This is a genomic window from Streptomyces sp. NBC_00433, assembly GCA_036015235.1.
Lineage (GTDB): Bacteria > Actinomycetota > Actinomycetes > Streptomycetales > Streptomycetaceae > Actinacidiphila.
Window position 1 is genome coordinate 7,221,777 of sequence record CP107926.1, and the last position, 17,689, is coordinate 7,239,465.

At 71.7% G+C, this 17,689-nt stretch carries 16 protein-coding genes; 8 read left to right on the forward strand and 8 right to left on the reverse strand.

Features of this window, described 5'->3' with window-relative positions:
- Nucleotides 1-147 precede the first annotated feature (147 nt).
- The 5 genes from OG900_30815 (at nucleotide 148) to pgi (ending at nucleotide 4,801) form a co-directional block, all read left to right on the forward strand.
- Complete coding sequence (locus OG900_30815) at nucleotides 148-1,371, forward strand: phosphoglycerate kinase (GenBank protein WUH94086.1); 1,224 nt, start codon at nucleotides 148-150, stop codon at nucleotides 1,369-1,371.
- An 8-nt stretch (nucleotides 1,372-1,379) separates the two neighbouring features.
- Nucleotides 1,380-2,162, forward strand: coding sequence for a triose-phosphate isomerase (gene tpiA / locus OG900_30820; GenBank protein ID WUH94087.1), 783 nt, complete (start codon nucleotides 1,380-1,382; stop codon nucleotides 2,160-2,162).
- A gap of 111 nt (nucleotides 2,163-2,273) precedes the next feature.
- A complete protein-coding gene (gene secG, locus OG900_30825) occupies nucleotides 2,274-2,510 on the forward strand; it encodes a preprotein translocase subunit SecG (GenBank protein WUH94088.1) in 237 nt (78 codons plus the stop codon).
- Nucleotides 2,511-2,692: 182 nt separating this feature from the next.
- Nucleotides 2,693-3,028 carry an RNA polymerase-binding protein RbpA gene (locus OG900_30830; protein WUH94089.1) on the forward strand — a complete coding sequence of 112 codons (336 nt, stop codon included), beginning with the start codon at nucleotides 2,693-2,695 and terminating at the stop codon, nucleotides 3,026-3,028.
- Between the two features lie 114 nt (nucleotides 3,029-3,142).
- The gene (pgi, locus tag OG900_30835; GenBank protein ID WUH94090.1) at nucleotides 3,143-4,801 is read left to right on the forward strand and encodes a glucose-6-phosphate isomerase; all 1,659 of its coding nucleotides are present in this window, start codon (nucleotides 3,143-3,145) and stop codon (nucleotides 4,799-4,801) included.
- Nucleotides 4,802-5,016: 215 nt separating this feature from the next.
- On the opposite strand, the gene pgl is transcribed toward pgi, so the two are convergent.
- Genes pgl through tkt form a run of 5 tightly spaced genes read right to left on the reverse strand, consistent with a single transcriptional unit; the run spans nucleotide 5,017 to nucleotide 11,623 of the window.
- On the reverse strand, nucleotides 5,017-5,796 hold the full coding sequence (gene pgl, locus OG900_30840; GenBank protein WUH94091.1) for a 6-phosphogluconolactonase: 780 nt from the start codon (nucleotides 5,794-5,796) through the stop codon (nucleotides 5,017-5,019).
- A complete protein-coding gene (gene opcA, locus OG900_30845) occupies nucleotides 5,793-6,839 on the reverse strand; it encodes a glucose-6-phosphate dehydrogenase assembly protein OpcA (GenBank protein ID WUH94092.1) in 1,047 nt (348 codons plus the stop codon). Before opcA ends, pgl begins: the two co-directional genes overlap by 4 nt.
- Nucleotides 6,836-8,380 carry a glucose-6-phosphate dehydrogenase gene (gene zwf, locus OG900_30850; GenBank protein ID WUH94093.1) on the reverse strand — a complete coding sequence of 515 codons (1,545 nt, stop codon included), beginning with the start codon at nucleotides 8,378-8,380 and terminating at the stop codon, nucleotides 6,836-6,838. The genes opcA and zwf overlap by 4 nt, the downstream gene beginning before the upstream one ends.
- Before the next feature lies 1 nt (nucleotide 8,381).
- A complete protein-coding gene (tal, locus tag OG900_30855; GenBank protein WUH94094.1) occupies nucleotides 8,382-9,500 on the reverse strand; it encodes a transaldolase in 1,119 nt (372 codons plus the stop codon).
- Between the two features lie 35 nt (nucleotides 9,501-9,535).
- On the reverse strand, nucleotides 9,536-11,623 hold the full coding sequence (gene tkt, locus OG900_30860) for a transketolase (GenBank protein ID WUH94095.1): 2,088 nt from the start codon (nucleotides 11,621-11,623) through the stop codon (nucleotides 9,536-9,538).
- 317 nt (nucleotides 11,624-11,940) lie between these two features.
- Here tkt and OG900_30865 point away from each other — a divergent pair, with 317 nt between their 5' ends.
- The 3 genes from OG900_30865 (at nucleotide 11,941) to OG900_30875 (ending at nucleotide 14,859) form a co-directional block, all read left to right on the forward strand.
- Nucleotides 11,941-12,885 carry a heme o synthase gene (locus tag OG900_30865; protein ID WUH94096.1) on the forward strand — a complete coding sequence of 315 codons (945 nt, stop codon included), beginning with the start codon at nucleotides 11,941-11,943 and terminating at the stop codon, nucleotides 12,883-12,885.
- A 526-nt stretch (nucleotides 12,886-13,411) separates the two neighbouring features.
- The gene (locus OG900_30870; GenBank protein WUH94097.1) at nucleotides 13,412-13,729 is read left to right on the forward strand and encodes a hypothetical protein; all 318 of its coding nucleotides are present in this window, start codon (nucleotides 13,412-13,414) and stop codon (nucleotides 13,727-13,729) included.
- Nucleotides 13,730-13,794: 65 nt separating this feature from the next.
- Nucleotides 13,795-14,859, forward strand: coding sequence for an amidohydrolase (locus OG900_30875; GenBank protein ID WUH94098.1), 1,065 nt, complete (start codon nucleotides 13,795-13,797; stop codon nucleotides 14,857-14,859).
- On the opposite strand, the gene OG900_30880 is transcribed toward OG900_30875, so the two are convergent.
- The 3 genes from OG900_30880 to OG900_30890 form a co-directional block, all read right to left on the reverse strand.
- Nucleotides 14,755-15,828, reverse strand: a complete 1,074-nt coding sequence (locus OG900_30880; GenBank protein WUH94099.1) for a COX15/CtaA family protein — start codon at nucleotides 15,826-15,828, stop codon at nucleotides 14,755-14,757. The two genes, OG900_30875 and OG900_30880, sit on opposite strands and share 105 nt — an antisense overlap.
- An 89-nt stretch (nucleotides 15,829-15,917) precedes the next feature.
- Entirely contained in the window at nucleotides 15,918-16,718 is an 801-nt protein-coding gene (locus OG900_30885) for an ABC transporter permease (GenBank protein WUH94100.1), read from the reverse strand.
- Nucleotides 16,715-17,641: an ABC transporter ATP-binding protein gene (locus OG900_30890; protein ID WUH94101.1), complete on the reverse strand. Its 927-nt coding sequence runs from the start codon at nucleotides 17,639-17,641 to the stop codon at nucleotides 16,715-16,717. Before OG900_30890 ends, OG900_30885 begins: the two co-directional genes overlap by 4 nt.
- Between the last annotated feature and the right edge of the window lie 48 nt (nucleotides 17,642-17,689).

Sequence of the window (17,689 nt, forward strand, 5' to 3'; positions counted from 1 at the left end):
GGCGACCGGCAGGCCGGCCAAGCAGCCGACACCGCACAGCGATGTGAGAGACAGGGTCCGGACCGGGCGCGACGGAGCGCCCGGCCGGACCCTGTCCCCGTGCCAGCCCACTCGTAGCCAGACCGCAGACCGGAGAAACCGCAGAAGATGAAGACGATCGACGACCTCATCGCCCAGGGGCAGGTGACGGGCAAGCGGGTGTTCGTCCGCGCCGACCTGAACGTGCCGCTCGCCGGGCAGACCATCACCGACGACGGCCGGATCCGGGCCGCCGTACCGACCATCACCAAGCTCGCCGCGGCCGGTGCGCGGGTGATCGTCGCCTCGCACCTGGGCCGTCCCAAGGGCGAGCCCGACCCGCAGTTCTCGCTCGCGCCGGTCGCCGCGCGGCTGGGCGAGCTGCTGAGCCGGGACGGCATCAGCACGGCCTTCGCCGCCGACACCGTCGGCGACAGCGCCCGCGCCACCGTGGAGGGCCTGGCGGACGGCCAGGTGGCCCTGCTGGAGAACCTGCGCTTCAACGCAGGCGAGACCGCCAAGGACGACGCCGAGCGCGGCACCTTCGCGGACGAGCTGGCGGCACTGGCCGACACCTACGTCGGCGACGGCTTCGGCGCGGTGCACCGCAAGCACGCCTCGGTCTACGACCTGCCGGCCCGCCTGCCGCACGCGGCGGGCCTGCTGATCGCCACCGAGGTCGGGGTGCTCAGGAAGCTCACCGAGGACGTCACACGGCCGTACGCGGTGGTGCTCGGCGGCTCCAAGGTGTCCGACAAGCTCGGCGTGATCGACCACCTGCTGGAGAAGGCCGACCGGATCCTGGTCGGCGGCGGCATGGTCTTCACCTTCCTCAAGGCCCAGGGCCACGAGGTGGGCAAGAGCCTGCTGCAGGAGGACCAGCTCCCCGTGGTGCGCGAGTACCTGGAGCGGGCCGCGGCCAAGGGCGTGGAATTCGTGCTGCCGGTCGACGTGGTCGGCGCCACCGAATTCCCCGACCTGAAGACCAAGGCGCCGTCCTCGCCGGTCACCGCGGCGGTGGACGCCATTCCTGCCGACGTGATCGGCCTGGACATCGGCCCGGAGTCCCGCAAGCTCTTCGCCGCCAAGCTGGCCGACACCGCCACCGTCTTCTGGAACGGCCCGATGGGCGTCTTCGAGCACCCCGACTACGCCGAGGGCACCCGCGCGGTCGCCCAGGCGCTGATCGACTCCCCGGCCTTCACGGTCGTCGGCGGCGGCGACTCGGCGGCGGCTGTCCGCATTCTGGGCTTCGACGAGGATGCTTTCGGCCATATTTCCACCGGCGGCGGCGCGAGCCTGGAATACCTAGAGGGCAAGACCCTGCCGGGTCTGGCCGCACTGGAGAAGTGACGAATCCGATGACAGAGCAGAGCCGTACCCCGCTGATGGCGGGCAACTGGAAGATGAACCTCAACCACCTCGAGGCCATCGCGCACACCCAGAAGCTCGCCTTCGGCCTCACCGACAAGGACTTCGCGGCCGTCGAGGTCGCCATCCTGGTGCCCTTCACCGACCTGCGGTCGGTGCAGACGCTGGTCGACGGCGACCGGCTGAAGATCAAGTACGGCGCCCAGGACATCTCGGCGCACGACTCCGGCGCCTACACCGGCGAGATTTCCGGGCCGATGCTGGCCAAGCTCAAGTGCAGCTACGTGGCCATCGGTCACTCCGAGCGACGGCAGTACCACGGTGAGGACGAGGAGATCGTCAACGCCAAGGTCAAGGCCGCCTTCCGCAACGGCCTGACCCCCATCGTGTGCGTCGGCGAGGGCCTGGACGTCCGCAAGGCCGGGCGGCAGGTCCCGCACACCCTGGCGCAGCTGGACGGGGCGCTCAAGGACATCCCCGTGGCGCAGGCCGCCACCGTCGTGATCGCCTACGAGCCGGTCTGGGCGATCGGCACCGGCGAGGTGGCCACCCCGGAGGACGCCCAGGAGGTCTGCGGCGCGATCAGGGGCAGGCTGGCCGAGCTGTACGACCAGGAGACCGCCGACGCCGTCCGTATCCAGTACGGCGGCTCGGTCAAGGCCTCGAACGTGGCCGCGATCATGGCCCAGCCGGACGTCGACGGGGCGCTGGTCGGCGGCGCGGCACTGGACGCGGACGAGTTCGTGAAGATCGTCCGCTTCCGCGACCAGTGATGTCCGCAGCGGTGTGAAGTACCCTGGCGGGGCCGAGCCGTGCAGCCGCACCGTTCGGCCCCGCCGTTGTCATGTATTCGATGTCATGTCGTCGAGAGAGTTGGTCCAGCCGTGGTCATCGGGTTCTCCATCGCCCTCATCATCTTCAGCCTGCTGCTCCTGCTGCTGGTGCTGATGCACAAGGGGAAGGGCGGCGGCCTGTCGGACATGTTCGGCGGTGGCATGCAGTCCTCCGTCGGCGGCTCCTCGGTGGCCGAGCGCAACCTCGACCGGATCACCGTCGTGGTCGGTCTGCTGTGGTTCGTGTGCATTGTCGTACTCGGCCTGGTGATGAAGTACCAGAACTGAGGCGGCCCCCGGCTCCGCGTCCGACTCCCGCGCATCCAGGGTGAACTGACGCCTCGTCGCCACTGCGGCTTACTATGGGAGGACGTCATCGGGGGGCGGGTCGTGCGCCTGCCACTGGACGGCACGTAAGGTCCCCGTAAACTGGGCGATCTGGCAGCACCATCACGCAGGGAGTTACGACCGTGGCAAGTGGCAACGCGATCCGTGGCAGTCGGGTCGGAGCGGGGCCGATGGGAGAGGCCGAGCGCGGCGAGTCCGCGCCGCGCCTCCGCATCTCCTTCTGGTGCTCCAACGGGCATGAGACCCAGCCGAGCTTCGCCAGCGACGCGCAGATCCCGGAGACCTGGGACTGCCCGCGCTGCGGCTTCCCGGCCGGCCAGGACGAGGAGAACCCGCCGGCGCCGCCGCGGACCGAGCCGTACAAGACCCACCTCGCCTACGTGCGCGAGCGGCGCTCCGCCGCCGACGGCGAGGCGATCCTCGCCGAGGCGCTGGCGAAGCTGCGCGGAGAGATCTGACCGCTCGGCGCGGCAGCCCACCACCGGGTCCGCTCCTCCCGGGTGCCGCAGCCTCGTTCCGCCGCGTCATCAACTAGCGTTGATCCCGCAGCGAGGACGAGGAGAAGTGGACTGATGTCGGTAACCAACGCGCAGGGCCAGAACCGTCTTGACCAGCGCCCCGAATGGCATGCGCTCGGCAAGCACCGTGAGGAGTCGGCGGGCGCCCACCTGCGGGAGCTGTTCGACGCCGACCCCGGCAGGGCCGACCGCTACACCCTCCGGGTGGGGGATCTCCACCTGGACTACTCCAAGCAGCTGGTGACCGACGAGACGCTCCGGCTGCTGCGCGAACTGGCCGCGGCGACCGGGGTGTTCGAGCTGCGGGACGCGATGTTCCGCGGCGATCGGATCAACACCACCGAGGACCGGGCGGTGCTGCACACCGCGCTGCGCGCCCCGCAGTCCGCGACGATCGAGCTCGACGGATACAACGTGGTGCCGGCCGTGCACGCGGTCCTCACCAAGATGTGCGTCTTCGCCGACCGCATCCGCTCCGGCGAGTGGACCGGCCACACCGGCAAGCGGATCAAGAACGTCGTCAACATCGGCATCGGCGGCTCCGACCTGGGCCCCGCGATGGCCTACGAGGCGCTGCGCGCCTTCACCGACCGCGACATGACCGTCCGGTTCGTGTCCAACGTCGACGGCGCCGACCTGCACGAGGCGGTACGCGACCTGGACGCGGCCGAGACGCTGTTCGTCATCGCCTCCAAGACCTTCACCACCATCGAGACCATCACCAATGCCACGTCCGCCCGGCAGTGGCTGCTGGGGCGGCTCGGCGCGGGCGACGACGCGGTGGCGAAGCACTTCGTGGCGCTGTCGACCAACGCGGAGAAGGTCGCCGACTTCGGCATCGACCCGACCAACATGTTCGAGTTCTGGGACTGGGTCGGCGGCCGCTACTCGTACGACTCGGCCATCGGCCTGTCGCTGATGCTGGCGATCGGCCCGGACGCCTTCCGGGACATGCTGGCCGGCTTCCACCTGGTCGACGAGCACTTCAGGACCGCCCCGCCGGAGCGGAACGCTCCGCTGCTGCTGGGCCTGCTCGGCGTCTGGTACGGCGGCTTCCACGACGCCCAGTCGCACGCGGTGCTGCCCTACAGCCACTACCTGAGCAAGTTCACGGCGTATCTCCAGCAGCTGGACATGGAGTCCAACGGCAAGTCCGTCGACCGGGACGGCAACCCGGTCAGCTGGCAGACCGGCCCTGTCGTGTGGGGCACGCCCGGCACCAACGGGCAGCACGCGTATTACCAGTTGCTGCACCAGGGCACGAAGGTCATCCCGGCGGACTTCATCGGCTTCGCCCGGCCGCTCGCCGAACTCGGCCCGCTGGCGGGCCAGCACGACCTGCTGATGGCCAACTTCTTCGCCCAGACGCAGGCACTGGCCTTCGGCAAGACCCCCGAGGAGGTCAGGGCGGAGGGTGTGCCCGAGGAGCTGGTGCCGCACAAGACCTTCCGCGGCAACCACCCGACGACGACGATCCTGGCCACCGAGCTGACGCCGTCCGTGCTGGGGCAGCTCATCGCCCTCTACGAGCACAAGGTGTTCGTGCAGGGGGCGATCTGGAACATCGACTCGTTCGACCAGTGGGGTGTCGAGCTCGGCAAGGTGCTCGCCAAGCGGGTCGAGCCCGCCCTCACGGAGGGCGTCGAGGTCCCCGGGCTCGACCCCTCGACCCGCGCGCTCGTCTCGACCTACCGCGCCCTGCGCGGCCGCTGAGCCGTCCGCGAAGGGCGGTAGGCCAAGGGGCGCGGGGAACTGCGCGCTCAGCCACCCACCGGCCGGTGGTCCGGATCGCACCGAACAGCCCCTTCGGGCCGGTGACGGCCCGCGCCCCGGTGGTGGGTTGCTCGCGCCCACGCGGCGCCAGCCGCGGATGAGACACAGCCCCGCGCCCCTGTAGGCGCCGCCTTACGCGGAGGTAAGGCGCCGCCTTACGCGGAGGCGGGCGGGTACAGGTCGCGGGGGAGTTTGGTGGCTGCGGACCGGTCCAGCAGCCACAACGTGCGGGACAGACCGTGCGCACCGGAGGCCGGGGCCTGGAGCTCGCCCGGGGCGGACAGGGCCAGGGCCACAGCCCCGGCCTTGTCCTCGCCCGCGGCGAGCAGCCAGACCTCGTGGGCCGCGCGGATCGCCGGCAGGGTGAGGGAGATCCGGGTGGGCGGCGGCTTCGGGGAGCCGTGGACGCCGACCACCGTACGGGTCTGCTCGCGCACCGCCGGGTGCTCGGGGAAGAGCGACGCGACATGCGTGTCCGGTCCGACGCCGAGCATCAGCACGTCGAAGGCCGGCACCCTGCCGTGGTCGCCGGGCCCCGCGGCGGCGGCCAGCTCCGCCGCGTAGGCCTCGGCCGCCGCCTCCACGTCGGAGCCGTACGGGCCGTCGGACGCCGCCATCGGGTGGACCCTGGCCGGGTCCAGCGGGACGGTGTCCAGCAGGCCGGCCGCCTGCGTGACATTGCGCTCGGGGTCGCCGTCCGGCAGGAACCGCTCGTCGCCCCACCACACGTCGAGCCGCGCCCAGTCCACCGCGTCGCGCGCGGGGGACTCGGCGAGCGCGGCCAGCAGCGCGTTGCCGTTGCGGCCGCCGGTGAGCACCACCGAGGCGGAGCCCCGGGCGGCCTGGGCGTCCACGATCTTCGTGATCAGCCGGGCCGCCGCGGCGCGCGCCATCAGTCCTTTGTCACGGTGGACGACCACCTGCGGGGTGCTCACTTCGACGTCGCCGCCTTGCCCCCCGGGGCCGCCTTCTTCGCGGCCGACGGCGTGGCACCGGCGGCGGCGGTCGGACCGCTGTCCTTGCCGCCCTTGCCGCCCTTGCCGGAACCGTTGTTGCTGACCAGGTGCGTGACCCCGAACTGCACCGTGGAGCGGTATATGTCGTCGGGGTCGAGCCTGCGCAGCTCCTCCGCGATCAGCTCGGCGGTCTCCCGCCGCTTGAGCGCCACGTGCCGGTCCGGCTGTCCCGGAACCGACAGCTCGGCGAGCCGGCCGTCGGAGCGGTCCAGGGCGATGTCGCCGTCGGTGGTCACCAGCCGCACCGCGGTGATGCCGGGGCCGTCGGAGACCTTGCGCTCCACCTCGATGCCAAGCCGATCGGCGAGCCACAGCGCGAGCAGCTCGGTGCTCGCGTTGTACGCCTCGCCCTCGACGGCCGCGGCGGTGATCGTGGAGTGCTTCTGGTCCAGGGCCGCCGCCAGCATGGAGCGCCACGGGGTCAGCCGTGTCCAGGCCAGGTCGGTGTCACCGGGGGTGTAGCTCTCGGCGCGCAGCACCAGCGAGCCGACCGGGTCCTCGGCCGACGACGCGTCGGTGATACGGCGCTGGGCGAGCCGCCCCAGCGGGTCGGTGCCGGCCTTCTGCGGTGCCTGGTCGGGCCACCAGCACACCACGGGGGCGTCAGGCAGCAGCAGCGGCAGCACGACGGACTCGGCGTGGTTGGCCAGCTCGCCGTGCATGCGCAGCACCACGGTCTCGCCGGTGCCCGCCTCGTCGCCCACCACCACCTCGGCGTCGAGCCGCGCGCCCGCCCGCTCCCGGGGGGAGCGGCCGGGCCGCTTGATGACGGCCAGGATCCGCGACGGGTGCTCCGTGGAGGCCTCGTGCGCCGACTTGAGCGCGTCGTAGGCGCTGCCCTCGTCGGTGACGATGACCAGGGTCAGCACCATGCCCACCGCGGGGGTGCCGCTGGCCCGCCGGGCGTCGATCAGTCCGGCGTTGATTCGTGCGGACGTGGTGTCCGTGAGGTCGATCTTCATGGCCGGCGCCAGCTCCTGCCGTCTCGTGCGAGCATCTCGTCCGCCTCGACCGGTCCCCAGGTGCCGGACGCGTACTGGGCGGGCTTGCCGTGCTTGTCCCAGTAGGCCTCGATCGGGTCGAGGATGGTCCAGGACAGTTCGACCTCCTGGTGGCGTGGGAAGAGGTTCGCGTCGCCCAGGAGCACGTCGAGGATCAGCCGCTCGTAGGCCTCGGGGCTGGACTCGGTGAAGGACTCGCCGTAGGCGAAGTCCATCGTCACGTCCCGCACCTCGGTGGAGGTGCCCGGCACCTTGGAGCCGAACCGCACGGTCACGCCCTCGTCCGGCTGCACCCGGATGACCAGGGCGTTCTGCCCCAGCTCCTCGGTGGCCCCGGACTCGAAGGGCAGATACGGCGCCCGCTTGAAGATCACCGCGATCTCGGTGACCCGGCGGCCCAGCCGCTTGCCGGTGCGCAGGTAGAACGGCACTCCGGCCCAGCGGCGGTTGTTGATCTCCAGCTTGACCGCGGCGTAGGTGTCGGTCTTGGACTTGGGGTCGATCCCGTCCTCCTCCAGGTAGCCGAGCACCTCCTCGCCGCCCTGCCACGCGTGCGCGTACTGCCCGCGCACGGTGTCCTTGCCGAGGTCGTCGGGCAGTTCGACCGCGCCCAGCACCTTGAGCTTCTCCGCGGTGAGCGCCTTGGGGTGGAAGGAGCCGGGCTCCTCCATCGCGGTCAGCGCCAGCAGCTGGAGCAGGTGGTTCTGGATGACGTCGCGGGCCGCGCCGATGCCGTCGTAGTAGCCGGCCCGGCCGCCGATGCCGATGTCCTCGGCCATCGTGATCTGCACGTGGTCGACGTACGACCGGTTCCAGATCGGCTCGTACATCGTGTTGGCGAAGCGCAGCGCCAGGATGTTCTGGACCGTCTCCTTGCCCAGGTAGTGGTCGATCCTGAAGACCTCGTTGGGCGGGAAGACGTCGTGCACGATCCGGTTGAGGTCCTGCGCGCTGGCCAGGTCGTGTCCGAACGGCTTCTCGATGACGGCACGCCGCCACGACTCGCCGGTGCCCTGCGACAGGCCGTGCTTCTTGAGCTGCTGCACCACGTTGGGGAAGAACTTCGGCGGCACCGACAGGTAGAAGGCGAAGTTGCCGCCCGTACCGCGGGCCTTGTCCAGCTCCTCGATGGTCGACTTCAGCGTCTCGAAGGCGGTGTCGTCGTCGAAGTTGCCCTGCACGAAGCGGCAGCCCTCGGCGAGCTGCTGCCACACCTCCTCGCGGAAGGGCGTGCGCGCGTGCTCCTTGACGGCGTCGTGCACCTCCTGCGCGAAGTCCTCGTTCTCCCAGCTCCTGCGGGCGAAGCCGACCAGGGCGAAGCCCGGCGGCAGCAGCCCGCGGTTGGCGAGGTCGTACACGGCAGGCATCAGCTTCTTGCGGGACAGGTCGCCCGTCACGCCGAAGATGACCAGCCCTGACGGGCCGGCGATGCGTGGCAGCCGGCGGTCCAGCGGGTCCCGCAGCGGGTTGCCGCTCCGGGCGGATGTGTCTTCTGTGGTCACCTCAGGCCTCCGAAGGAGAGAGCCGTTCGAGTTCCGCCTTGGTGGAGTCCAGCAGTTCGTTCCAGGCCGTCTCGAACTTCTCGACGCCCTCGTCCTCCAGCAGCTGGACGACGTCGTCGTACGAGATGCCGATCGCCTCGATGGCGTCCAGCTCGGCCCGCGACTGCTCGTAGGTGCCGCGGATGGTGTCGCCGGTGACCCGGCCCTGCTCGGCGGTGGCCTCCAGGGTCGCCTCCGGCATCGTGTTCACCGTGTTCGGCGCGACCAGCTCGGTCACGTACAGCGTCGCGGGGTAGGCCGGGTCCTTGACGCCGGTCGAGGCCCACAGCGGGCGCTGCTTGTTCGCGCCGGCCTTCTCCAGGGCCTGCCAGCGGTCGGAGGAGAAGACCTCCTCGTAGGCCTGGTAGGCCAGCCGCGCGTTGGCGACGGCGGCCTTGCCCTTGAGTGCCTTGGCCGGGTCGGTGCCGATCTTCTCCAGCCGCTTGTCGATCTCGGTGTCCACGCGGGACACGAAGAAGGACGCGACGGAGTGGATCCGCGACACGTCCAGGCCGCCCGCCTTGGCCTTCTCCAGGCCGGTCAGGTAGGCGTCCATCACCTCGCGGTAGCGCTCCAGCGAGAAGATCAGCGTGACGTTGACGCTGATGCCGCGGGAGGTGACGTCGGCGATGGCCGGCAGGCCCGCCTTGGTCGCGGGGATCTTGATCAGGGTGTTCGGCCGGTCCACCAGCCAGGCCAGCTGCTTGGCCTCGGCGATGGTCGCCCGGGTGTTGTGCGCCAGGCGCGGGTCGACCTCGATGGACACCCGGCCGTCCTGGCCGTCGGTGGCGTCGAAGACCGGGCGGAAGATGTCCGCCGCGTCGCGCACGTCGGCGGTGGTGATCATCCGCACCGCCTCGTCAGGGGTGAGGCCGCGCGCGGCGAGGTCGGAGACCTGCGGGTCGTACAGCGCGTCGCCGGAGATCGCCTTCTGGAAGATCGACGGGTTGGTGGTCGCGCCCACCACATGCTGCTGGTCGATCAGTTCGGCCAGGTTCCCGGTCGTGATGCGCTTGCGGGACATGTCGTCCAGCCAGATCGCGACGCCTTCGTCGGAGAGGCGCTTGAGTGCGTCTGTCATGAGAGTTGCATCTCCTGATGTGTCGTGTGCCTGCGTCAGCGATCAGCGGCGGCGAGAGATTCCCGCGCCGCGGCGGCCACCGCCTCCGCGGTGAACCCGAACTCACGGAAGAGCACCTTCGCGTCGGCCGAGGCACCGAAGTGCTCAAGGCTGACGATGCGTCCCGCGTCACCCACGAAGCGGTGCCAGGTCAGCCCGATGCCGGCCTCCACCGCGACGCGGGCCTTCACCGAGGGCGGCAGCACGCCGTCCCGGTACGCCTGGTCCTGCTCGTCGAACCACTCCACGCACGGCATCGACACGACCCGGGTGGGGATGCCCGCGGCCTGCAGCTCCTCGCGGGCGCCGACGGCCAGCTGCACCTCGGAGCCGGTGCCGATCAGGATGATCCGCGCGGGGCCGCCCTCGGCCTCGAACAGCACGTAGCCGCCGCGGGCCGCGTCCTCGTTGCGCTCGTAGGTCGGCACGCCCTGCCGGGTGAGCGCCAGGCCGTGCGGGGCGCCCTTGCCGAACACCTTGGTCCAGCGCTTCTGGATCTCCTGCCACGCCACGACCGTCTCGTTGGCGTCCGCCGGGCGCACCACGTTCAGCCCGGGGATGGCGCGCAGCGAGGCCAGGTGCTCCACCGGCTGGTGGGTCGGGCCGTCCTCGCCGAGGCCGATCGAGTCGTGCGTCCACACGTACGTCACCGGCAGGTGCATCAGCGCGGACAACCGCACCGCGTTGCGCATGTAGTCGGAGAAGACCAGGAACGTACCGCCGTAGACACGGGTGTTGCCGTGCAGCGTGATCCCGTTCATCTCGGCGGCCATCGAGTGCTCGCGGATGCCGAAGTGGATCGTGCGGCCGTACGGGTTCGCACCCGGCAGCGGATTGCCCTCGGGCAGGAACGACGAGGTCTTGTCGATCGTGGTGTTGTTCGAGCCCGCGAGGTCGGCGGAGCCGCCCCACAGCTCGGGGACGACCGCGCCCAGCGCCTCCAGGATCTTGCCGGACGCCGCCCTGGTGGCCAGCGACTTGCCGACCTCGAAGGCCGGCAGGTGCGACTCCCAGCCGGCGGGCAGCTCGGCCGCGGCGATGCGGTCGAAGGTCTCGGCGCGCTCCGGGTTCGCGGTGCGCCAGGCCGAGAAGGACTTCTCCCAGGCCGACTTGGCCTCGCGGCCGCGGTCGCCGACGGCCCGGGTGTGTGCGATCACATCGGCGGACACCTCGAAGTGCTGGTCGGGGTCGAAGCCCAGCACCTCCTTGGTGGCGCGGACCTCGTCCTCGCCCAGAGCCGAGCCGTGCGCGGCCTCGGTGTTCTGCGCGTGCGGGGCGGGCCAGGCGATGATCGAGCGGGCCGCGATGAAGGACGGCCGGCCCGTCTCCGCCTTGGCGGCGAGCAGCGCCTCGTAGAGCGCGTGCGGGTCGAGGTCGCCGCTCGGCAGCGGCTCGACGCGCTGCACGTGCCAGCCGTACGCCTCGTAGCGCCTGACGGTGTCCTCGGAGACCGCGGTCTCGGTGTCGCCCTCGATGGAGATGTGGTTGTCGTCCCACAGCAGCACCAGATTGCCGAGCTTCTGGTGGCCGGCCATCGAGGACGCCTCGGCGGAGATGCCCTCCTGCAGGCAGCCGTCGCCGGCGATCGCCCAGACGGTGTGGTCGAACGGCGAGGTGCCGGGCGCCGCGTCCGGGTCGAACAGGCCTCGCTCGTAACGGGAGGCCATCGCCATGCCCACCGCGTTGGCGACACCCTGGCCCAGCGGGCCCGTGGTCGTCTCGACACCGGTGGTGTGGCCGTACTCCGGGTGGCCGGGGGTGCGCGAGCCCCAGGTGCGGAAGGCCTCCAGGTCGTCCACTTCGAGGCCGTACCCGGCCAGGAACAGCTGGCAGTAGAGAGTCAGGCTGCTGTGGCCGGCGGAGAGCACGAAACGGTCGCGGCCGGTCCAGTCGGCGTCCGCGGGGTCGTGCCGCATCACCTTCTGGAACAGCAGGTACGCGGCAGGGGCCAGGCTCATCGCCGTGCCGGGGTGGCCGTTGCCGACCCTCTGCACGGAGTCCATGGCCAGGACGCGAGCGGTGTCAACGGCCCGCCGGTCCAGTTCTGTCCATTCAAGGTCTGCGGTGGTCGGCTGCTTGCTCACCCTGGGTCAGGGCTCCTCTCAACAAATACGTCGAAACGCGCCGGTGACGTGGTGCCTACCCGACATGCCTGAGCCTACCGTCGTGTACGCGCACCTTTTCGATCCTGCCCCCGTACGTCCCACTTCGCCTCCCGAGCGCTCGTTAACGCCTGGTGAACGAGTGCAGGGCAACACGATCCACCCCCGGGAGCAGCCGGGGTATTCCCTGCGTCTAGAGTGGCGTGGTACGCGCAGGCCGCACCGTGGCCTAGCCCGCTCGGCGAAGCCGGCGGCCAGGTGCTCGGCAACCTGCTTGACTCATCTCTCTTGGGGTGTTCGTGACGGCCGTCGAATCCCGACCCGCAGGGGTCATCGGGACGGGCTCAGGTCATCGGCCGCTGCAGGCCCGTGTCATGGGGTTCGTGGCACTGACCAAACCGCGGATCATCGAGCTGTTGCTCATCACGACGGTTCCGGTGATGTTCCTGGCGGCCGGCGGGGTGCCCGACCTGTGGCTGGTGCTGGCGACCGTGGTCGGCGGCTACCTGTCCGCGGGGGGCGCGAACGCGCTCAACATGTACATCGACCGCGACATCGACGCGCTGATGCACCGCACCGAGCAGCGGCCGCTGGTCACCGGACTGGTCTCGCCGCGCGAGGGCCTGGTCTTCGGCATCACGCTGTCGGTGGTCTCCACGGTCTGGTTCGCGCTGCTGGTCAACCCGCTGTCCGCGGGCCTGTCGCTGACCGCGATCCTCTACTACGTCTTCGTCTACACCCTCGGCCTCAAGCGCCGCACCTCCCAGAACATCGTCTGGGGAGGCGTCGCAGGCTGCCTCCAGGTCTTCATCGGCTGGTCCGCGGTCCGCGACGAGCTGGCCTGGGCGCCCTTCGTCCTCTTCCTGGTCCTCTTCTTCTGGACGCCGCCGCATTACTGGCCGCTGTCGATGAAGGTCAAGGACGACTACGAGCGCGTCGGCGTCCCGATGCTCCCGGTGGTCGCGGGCAACCAGGTCGTGGCCCGCCAGATCGTCCTCTACAGCTGGGTGATGGTGCTGACCTCCCTCACCCTGTGGTGGCCGCTGGGCGAGACGTCCTGGTTCTACCCCGTGGTGGCCGCGGTCCTCGGCGCCTTCTGGCTCAAGGAGGCGCATGCACTGCACTCCCGGGCCAAGGCCGGTCTGACCGGGGCCAAGCTCAAGGAGATGCGGCTCTTCCACTGGTCGATCACCTACGCCACGCTCCTCTTCGTCGCCGTGGCGATCGACCCCTTCCTCCACTAGCCCCTGCGGGCGGCTTTTGGGCGCCCTCTGCGTAGGGCGGTGCTTTTCAGGGGCGCGGGGAACGGCGCGCGCAACCCACCACGGCCGGTGGTCCGGCTCGGACCGAACTGCCCCTTTCGGCCGGTGGCGGCCCGCGCCCCGGTGGGGGCCGGTCGCGCAGTTCCCCGCGCCCCTGAAAAACGGTCACCCTCTGCGAAGAGGGCACCCACCCAGGGGCGCGGGGCTGTGTCCGATCTGCGGCTGGCGCCGCGTGGGCGCGTCACATGGCGACGGACCGCCACCACCTCGGGGGCGCGGGGCCGTGTCCGATCTGCGGCTGGCGCCGCGTGGGCGCGTCACATGGCGACGGACCGCCACCACCTCGGGGGCGCGGGGAACGGCGCGCGCAACCCACCACCGGCCGGTGGTCCGGCACGGACCGAACTGCCCCTTTCGGCCGGTGGCGACCCGCGCCCCGGGGAAAGCACCGCCCTACGCGGCGGGCACCCCGGGACGTGCAGACCTACCGGCGGGTAATGTGCTGCTCATGAGCGAGAAGAGTGAGGCACGCAGGGTCGGGCGGCTCGTCCGGGAGATCCGGAGGTTCGGGAAGGCCCATGGTGAGCTCGACGCCAGCGTCGAATACCTCGGCCAGCGGGGGGCGCGGATCGTGATGGTCGGGGAGGACGGGGCGTGGGGCGACCTCGTGGCGCCGACGTATGCCATGGCCCAGGAAGCAGCGCGCAGCGCGGACGTGGCCGTCAAGGACGACTTCGCCGGCGAGATGGCGGCCCGGGTGCGCACCGGGCGCTACGAGTGGCGGCGCATGGCCGGAACGCAGATCGGCGGCAGGGCCAACACCTGACGCCGCCGCCCACCGTTAGGACCATGGCAGGGTCGTGACGGACGCAGGGCGGCGGGAGGGCGGCGATGGCCGGGGTGCGGGGACACGTGGTGGACGCGTATTGCCACGGGGTGCTGCCCGGTGACCTGGGGATCGGCGCCTTCGAGGCCCGGCTGCCCGGCGCCGCGGCGCCGGGCACCACGCTCTTCGACAGCCCCGCGGGCTTCGCGGTACGCCGCTGGTGCCCGCCGCTGCTCGGCCTGGAGGCGCACTGCGCCCCGGCCCGCTATCTGGCCCGCCGCCGGGAGCTGGGCGCCTACGAGGCGGCCCGGCTGCTGCTGCGCGGCACCGGCATCCGGGCGTATCTGGTCGACACCGGCGAGCCGGGCGACCTGACCCCGCCCAAGGAGCTGGGCGCGGCGGGCGGCGCGGCGGCGTACGAGATCGTGCGGCTCGAACCGCTGGCCCAGCAGGTGGCCGACACGTCGGGCACGGTGGACGGTTTTCTGGCCAATCTCGCCCAGTCCGTGCACGGCGCCGCCTTCAGCGCCGTCGGCTTCTCCTGCGCCGCCGAGCCGCTGGGCGACGGCTGTGCGCCGACGCCGGCCGAGGTGCGGTGCGCGGCCGCGTACTGGCTGGCGAACCGGCGGGTCGGCGAGCGAGCGGCGGACCCGGTGCTGCTGCGCCATCTGCTGTGGCACGCGGTCGAGTCCGGCCTGCCGCTGGTGCTGCGGCACCGCCAGGACGGTCCCGGGCCCGCAGCGGTCGCGGCCTTCCTGCGGGCCACCGCGGGCCACGGCACGGACGTCGTGCTGCTGCCGGGGCCCGCGCACGAGAGCGCCGCCGCCCGGCTGGCCGCGGACCTGCCGCACGTCTGTCTGGCGATCGGCACCGACCCGGCCGCGGTGCTGGCCCGTGTCCCCTTCGGCAAGGTGCTCTACGCCGGGGGCGCGGTCGGGCTGCCCGAGCTGTACGTCACCGGGTCGCGCGGCTTCCTGGCCGCGCTGGACCGGGCGGTCGGCGAGCGGGTGGCGGCGGGGGAGTGGTCAGCGGCGGACGGACAGCGGGTCGCCGCCCTGGTCGCCGAGGGGAACGCGCGCCGCGTCTACCGGCTGCCTGACGACGCCGACCGACTCGGCGGCGGCCGCTGAGACCGCCCCCGGCTCGGTCCCGGGCTCGGCCTGCGGCCGCTCCCGGAAGGACAGCAGCACCCGCAGGGTCGCGATCCACACCAGGCAGGCGCCGAACATGTGCAGGTCGACCAGCGCCGCGGGCAGGTGGGTGAAGTACTGGACGTAGCCGATGACGCCCTGGCCCATCAGGACCGCGAACAGCTCGGCGGACCTGCGCTGGGGCCCGCGCGGCGCGTCCACCGCCCGCAGTACGAACCACAGCGCGGCGGTCAGCCCGACCACCACCCAGGCGAAGTCGGCGTGCAGCTGGGCGATCGTCCGCCAGTCGACGTCGATGCGCTGCACCTTGTGCGCGGCGCTGGAGTCGCCCGGGTGCGGGCCCGCCCCGGTGACCAGGGTGCCCACCACGATCAGCGCCGCGGCGGCGCCGGCCAGCAGCTGCCCCAGCTGCCGCACCGGCTTGCCCACCAGGGGCCGCGGCGGGGCGTCGCCTTCCGCGACCCGCTGCCAGGTCAGCACCGCGACGGTGATGAGCGCCGCGGAGAGCAGGAAGTGCAGCGACACCACGTAGGGGTTGAGCTTGGTGAGCACGGTCAGGCCGCCCCACACCGCGTTGCCCACCACGACCCAGAACTGCGCCCAGGCCAGCCGGTAGAGGCCGGTGCGGTGGGGCCGCATCGCGCGGATCGCCACGATGGCCCAGCCGACGGCGGCGCACAGGACGTAGGTCAGCATGCGGTTGCTGATCTCGATCGCGTGGTGGACGCCCATCTCGCGGGTGCCGAGCAGGCTGTCGCCGCTGCACGTCGGCCAGGTGGGGCAGCCGAGGCCGGACGCGGTCAGCCGGACCGCGCCGCCGGTGATCACGATGACCACCGACATCACCAGGGCGGCGAGCGTCGCCCGGCGGACCGTGACCGGGTCCGGGGTGTACCGGGCGGCGATCCAGGCGAACGGGTTTCGCGCGATTTCGGGGAGCTTGGGCACGGGGACATGGTAGGCGCCGGCCTTGTGCGCGTTTTCACGAGGGGTGTGCGCCATGGCGGGCCCGCGGCTCGGCGGGGGAGCCGGGGGCGCTACTCCCAGCGGAAGAAGCGGCCCGCGGCCGCCAGCCCGACCGCCGCCCACACCGCGAGGATGCCCAGGTCGCCCCACGGCATCGCGGCGCCGTGCTGGAGCACGTCGCGCAGGCCGTCGGACAGGGCGGAGACCGGCAGCAGCTCCAGCGCCGACCGCACCGGGCCGGGGAATTTGTCCATCGGCACGATCACCCCGCCGCCGACCAGCAGCAGCAGGAAGACCAGGTTCGCCGCCGCCAGCGTCGCCTCGGCCTTCAGGGTGCCCGCCATGAGCAGCCCGAGTCCGGAGAAGGCGGCGGTGCCGAGCAGCAGCAGGACCAGCACCGCCAGCGGGTTGCCGTGCGGCGACCAGCCGAGCGCGAAGGCGATCACCGTCAGCAGCACGATCTGGAGCAGCTCGGTGACCAGCACCGAGCAGGTCTTCGCGGCCAGCAGCGCCCAGCGCGGCAGCGGCGAGGCGCCCAGCCGCTTCAGCACGCCGTAGCGCCGCTCGAAGCCGGTGGCGATGGCCTGCCCGGTGAAGGCGGTGGAGAGCACCGCGAGCGCCAGGATGCCGGGGGTCAGGAAGTCCACCGACTTGCCGGCGCCGGTGTCCACGATGTCGACGCCGCTGAAGACCACCAGCAGCAGCGCCGGGATGACCACCGTCAGCAGCAGCTGCTCGCCGTTGCGCAGCAGCATCCTCGTCTCCAGGACGGCCTGGGCGCGGATCATCGCGGGTGTGCGGGCGGCGCCGGGCGACGGGGTGAAGGACCCGGCCGCGTAGGCCGACCCCGTGCTGGTGTCCGTGGCGGTCATCGGCGCAGCTCCCTGCCGGTCAGTTCCAAGAAGACGTCCTCCAGGGTGCGGCGCTCCACCGCGAGCCGGTCGGGCATGACGCCGTGCTGGGCGCACCAGGAGGCGACGGTGGCCAGCAGTTGCGGGTCGACCTTCCCCTCGATGCGGTAGCTGCCGGGGCTCAGCTCGGCGGCCAGGCTGTCCACGGGCAGCGCCTTGAGCAGCGACGCCAGGTCCAGGCCGGGCCGTCCGGAGAAGCGCAGGGTGCCCTCGGCGCCGCCGCGGCACAGCTCCTCCGGGGTGCCGCGGGCTATGGACCGGCCGCCGTCGATGATCACGACCTGGTCGGCGAGCTGCTCGGCCTCGTCCATGAAGTGCGTGGTCAGCACGACGGTGGCGCCGTCCGCCCGCAACTCGCGGACCAGGTCCCAGGTGGCGTGCCTGGCCTGCGGGTCGAGGCCGGCGGTGGGCTCGTCGAGGAAGACCAGCTCGGGCCGGCCGACCACGGCCATCGCCAGCGCGAGCCGCTGCTGCTGGCCGCCGGACAGCCGCCGGTAGGCCGTACGGCCGCAGGACTCCAGGCCGAGGCGTTCGATGAGCAGTGCCGGGTCGATGGGGTGGGCGTGCAGCGAGGCCGTGTGCCGCAGCATCTCCTCGGCGTGCGCGCCGGGGTAGACCCCGCCGGCCTGGAGCATCACGCCGATCCTGGGCCGCAGCTGCGCGCCCTGGGTGACCGGGTCGAGCCCGAGCACCCTGACACGGCCGCCGTCGGGGCGCCGGTAGCCCTCGCAGACCTCGACGGTGGTGGTCTTCCCCGCGCCGTTGGGGCCGAGCACGGCGGTGACGCTGCCGTAGGGCACCGCGAGGTCGAGGCCGTCGACCGCGGCCCTGGTCCCGTACCGCTTGACCAGAGCGGTCACCTCGACCGCGGGCTCGATTCGCATGCGCACGAGTCTAGGGAGCCGTGGCGGCGGTTTTGGCGGCAGGGCGGA

What these genes read in the sequence shown, in the direction of transcription:
- pgi (WUH94090.1), top strand. Translation starts at nt 3,143, where the DNA reads ATGTCGGTAACCAACGCGCAGGGCCAGAACCGTCTTGACCAGCGCCCC.
- tal (WUH94094.1), bottom strand. Translation starts at nt 9,500, where the DNA reads ATGACAGACGCACTCAAGCGCCTCTCCGACGAAGGCGTCGCGATCTGG.
- OG900_30870 (WUH94097.1), top strand. Translation starts at nt 13,412, where the DNA reads ATGAGCGAGAAGAGTGAGGCACGCAGGGTCGGGCGGCTCGTCCGGGAG.
- OG900_30875 (WUH94098.1), top strand. Translation starts at nt 13,795, where the DNA reads ATGGCCGGGGTGCGGGGACACGTGGTGGACGCGTATTGCCACGGGGTG.
- tpiA (WUH94087.1), top strand. Translation starts at nt 1,380, where the DNA reads ATGACAGAGCAGAGCCGTACCCCGCTGATGGCGGGCAACTGGAAGATG.
- OG900_30890 (WUH94101.1), bottom strand. Translation starts at nt 17,641, where the DNA reads ATGCGAATCGAGCCCGCGGTCGAGGTGACCGCTCTGGTCAAGCGGTAC.
- opcA (WUH94092.1), bottom strand. Translation starts at nt 6,839, where the DNA reads ATGAAGATCGACCTCACGGACACCACGTCCGCACGAATCAACGCCGGA.
- OG900_30885 (WUH94100.1), bottom strand. Translation starts at nt 16,718, where the DNA reads ATGACCGCCACGGACACCAGCACGGGGTCGGCCTACGCGGCCGGGTCC.
- OG900_30815 (WUH94086.1), top strand. Translation starts at nt 148, where the DNA reads ATGAAGACGATCGACGACCTCATCGCCCAGGGGCAGGTGACGGGCAAG.